Origin of the sequence: Streptomyces sp. WAC 04229 (genome assembly GCF_003947455.1) — a bacterium.
Lineage (GTDB): Bacteria > Actinomycetota > Actinomycetes > Streptomycetales > Streptomycetaceae > Streptomyces.
In genome coordinates, this window is record NZ_QHJH01000336.1 from 1 (window position 1) to 3785 (window position 3785).

Here is a 3785-nt window from a genome sequence, read left to right on the forward strand (position 1 = left end):
GTGAAGGTATGAGAGAAGGACCGTCGCCGACTGAGCCGCCGCGCCCCGCCCGCGGCGCGGGCGGCCGCGCCGAGCAGCACGCAGCCGAGGGCCGCCGCCGTGCCGACCTGGGTGCTTCTTCGCACGCGCACCATTCACCCCGTCCGTCTGAATCCGCTTCACCGGTGCATCCGTGTCACCGGTGCATCCGTGGCACCGACAACGACCGAGTAATGATGCACGTGTTCGACGCACGGCGACACCCCCGATGAAACGGCGACACCCCCCGGTCCGGGCGGGACCAGGGGGTGTCGGCGGAAGGGGCTGCGGGGCGGCTACTTCACCGGCTCCGGCGTCGGCTCGCTCTCGGCCTCCGGCTCGCCCGCCGGGTCGGCCGGGGTCTTCACGGAGTCCAGCAGCAGCTGGGCGACGTCGACGACCTGGATGGACTCCTTGGCCTTGCCGTCGTTCTTCTTGCCGTTGACCGAGTCGGTCAGCATGACGAGGCAGAACGGGCAGGCGGTGGAGACGATGTCCGGGTTGAGGGACAGGGCCTCGTCGACGCGCTCGTTGTTGATGCGCTTGCCGATCCGCTCCTCCATCCACATCCGCGCACCGCCGGCACCGCAGCAGAAGCCGCGCTCCTTGTGGCGGTGCATCTCCTCGTTGCGGACGCCCGGGACGGCGGCGATGATCTCGCGCGGCGGCGTGTAGATCTTGTTGTGCCGGCCCAGGTAGCACGGGTCGTGGTACGTGATGATGCCCTCGACCGGGGTGACCGGGAGCAGCTTGCCCTCGTCTACGAGGTGCTGGAGCAGCTGGGTGTGGTGGATGACCTCGTAGTCGCCGCCGAGCTGCGGGTACTCGTTGCCCAGGGTGTTGAGGCAGTGCGGGCAGGTGGCGACGATCTTCTTGGCCGACCTGGGCTTCTTCGACTCCTCGGTGACCTTGCCGTCGTCGTCCATCTCCTCGCCGAAGGCGGCGTTGAGGGACATGACGTTCTCCATGCCCAGTTCCTGGAAGAGCGGCTCGTTGCCCAGGCGTCGTGCCGAGTCACCGGTGCACTTCTCGTCGCCGCCCATGATCGCGAACTTGACGCCCGCGATGTGCAGCAGCTCGGCGAAGGCCTTGGTGGTCTTCTTGGCGCGGTCCTCCAGGGCGCCGGCGCAGCCGACCCAGTAGAGGTACTCGACCTCGGTGAGGTCCTCGATGTCCTTGCCGACGACCGGGACCTCGAAGTCCAGCTCCTTGAGCCACTCCAGGCGCTGCTTCTTCGCCAGGCCCCAGGGGTTGCCCTTCTTCTCCAGGTTCTTGAGCATCGTGCCCGCCTCGGACGGGAACGCCGACTCGATCATGACCTGGTAGCGGCGCATGTCGACGATGTGGTCGACGTGCTCGATGTCGACGGGGCACTGCTCGACGCAGGCGCCGCAGGTGGTGCAGGACCACAGGACGTCCGGGTCGATGACGCCGTTCTCTTCGAGGGTGCCGATCAGCGGGCGCTCGGACTCCGCGAGCGCCGCCGCGGGCACCGAGGCGAGCTGCTCCTCGGACGCCTTCTCCTCGCCCTCCATCGTCTTGCCGCCGCCGGCCAGCAGGTAGGGGGCCTTGGCGTGCGCGTGGTCGCGCAGGGACATGATCAGGAGCTTGGGGGAGAGCGGCTTGCCGGTGTTCCAGGCGGGGCACTGCGACTGGCAGCGGCCGCACTCGGTGCAGGTGGAGAAGTCCAGCAGGCCCTTCCAGGAGAACTGCTCGACCTGGGAGACGCCGAAGGTGTCGTCGTCGCCGGGGTCGGTGAAGTCGATCGGCTTGCCGCCCGACGTCATCGGCAGCAGGGCGCCGAGGGCGGTGCCGCCCTTCGCGTCGCGCTTGAACCAGATGTTCGGGAAGGCGAGGAAGCGGTGCCAGGCGACGCCCATGTCGGTCTTCAGGGCGACGGTGATCATCCAGATGAACGAGGTCGCGATCTTCAGGCCGGCGAAGAGGTAGACCAGGTTCTGGAGGGTGGAGACGTCCAGGTTCCCGAGCGCGGAGACGACCGGGTACGAGATGAAGAACGACGCCTCGTAGCCGTCGACGTGGTGGAGGGCGCCCTCCAGCGCGTGCAGCATGAAGATGCAGACGCCGACGATGAGGATGACGGCCTCGACGAAGTACGCCTGGCCGAAGTTGGAGCCGGCGAAGCGGGACTTGCGGCCCGGCTTGTCCGGCCTGCTCAGCTGGCGGATCACGATCAGGACGAGGATGCCGAGCACCGTCATGGTGCCGATGAACTCGACGAAGACGTTGTACGGCGCCCAGTCGCCGATGACCGGCAGGATCCAGTCCGCCTCGAAGAGCTGCCCGACCGCGTTGACGATCGTCAGGAGCAGGGAGAAGAAGCCCACCGCCACGAACCAGTGCGCCACCCCGACGACGCCCCAGCGGTTCATCCGGGTGTGGCCGAGGAACTCCCGGACCACGGTGACGGTGCGCGCTGCGGGATCGTCGGTCCGCGTGCCGGCGGGCACCGGCTGTCCGAGCCGCATGTAGTTGACGATCTGCAGGACGGCGCGGCCGAACAGTGCGACGCCGACCACGATCAGGACCAGCGACACGATGATCGCGGCGAGTTGCATTTGGGGGCTCCTCGGGCCTGCGAGGTTGCGAGGGGATCGATATTACTAAGCGGTAACTTATTCAGTCCGTCCGAGACTACCCCGATCCTCCGCCGCACTGTAGTCGGGCGTGCGGTGATCTGCGTCGCTGAGGCAACCCTGACCCGGAGCCGGCCACCGGGTCGGCCGCCACCGGCCCGGCGACCGGGCCGGTGGCGGCCGACCGCCCCGACGCCACGCCGTACTGGGAAGGCAATTCATATCAAAACGTGATATCCGGCATAGCTTATCCCCGTGCTCTACGGGATCGCCGCCGCCACCGCCTCCTTTCTCCTCGCCGCTCTCCTCGCCGGGGTGCTGCGCGCACCCGCCCTCGCCCTCGGCCTCGTCGACCGGCGCCGCCGGCGTCCGGTCCCACTATCCGGCGGGGTGGCCGTCGCCCTGGTCACCGCGCTGGTCGCGTGGGCCGGGGACTGGACCGGCGTCGTGCCGCTCGGCTCCGCGGCCGGCCGGCTGCTCCTGGGCGCGTCCGCCGTCGGCCTCCTGGGCCTCGCCGCCGACCTCTGGCGGCTGCGGCGGCGCTGGGTGGTCGCCGGTACCGCCGTCGCGGCGGCGTGCGTCGTGCCGTACGGCGAGACGGGGCCGGTGGCCGGGGTGCTCGCCGTGGGATGGGTCACGTTGGTCTCCTCCGCCTTCCGGGGGCTCGACCACGCCGACGGGGTGGCCGGCACGGTGGGGGTCGTGACCGCCTTCGGGGTCGCCGCCTGTGCCGCGGCTGAGCTGCGCGACGGGCTGGCGGTGGCGCTGCTCGCGCTGGCCGCCGCGCTGACCGGACTGCTGCTGCACAACTGGCATCCCGCGCGGATCGCGCTCGGTGCGTGCGGCGCGCTCTTCGCGGGGTTTCTGCTGGCCGGGGCCGCCGTGCTCACCCGCGCGGGGTACGCGCCCGCGAGCGGCGCGGCGGTGCTGTTCGCGCTGAACGTGCCGGTCTGCCTGGACGTCGTACTCGTCCTGCTCTCGCGCCGGCTGGCGGGGCGGCCGCCGCTGCGGGGCGGGCCCGACCGTCTCGTCCACCGGCTGCGCCGGCTCGGGCTCACTCCGCAGGGCGCCGCGGTGGTCTTGGGCGGGGCGTCGTGCGGCGCGGTGCTCGTGGGTGTGCTCGTGCACACCGGCCGGCCACCTGTCCCGGCACCCCTGCCGCCCATGCCC

At 70.4% G+C, this 3785-nt stretch carries 2 protein-coding genes; one reads left to right on the forward strand and one right to left on the reverse strand.

Annotated elements, in window-relative coordinates; genetic code table 11:
• Positions 1-314: 314 nt before the first annotated feature.
• A complete protein-coding gene (locus tag DMH12_RS37695; RefSeq protein WP_125495763.1) occupies positions 315-2597 on the reverse strand; it encodes a (Fe-S)-binding protein in 2283 nt (760 codons plus the stop codon).
• Positions 2598-2870: 273 nt separating this feature from the next.
• Here DMH12_RS37695 and DMH12_RS37700 point away from each other — a divergent pair.
• On the forward strand, positions 2871-3785 hold a 915-nt coding region (locus DMH12_RS37700; protein ID WP_185832772.1), incomplete at its 3' end, for an MraY family glycosyltransferase.

Coding starts and splice junctions, on each gene's coding strand:
- DMH12_RS37695 (WP_125495763.1), bottom strand. CDS start 2,597: ATGCAACTCGCCGCGATCATCGTGTCGCTGGTCCTGATCGTGGTCGGC.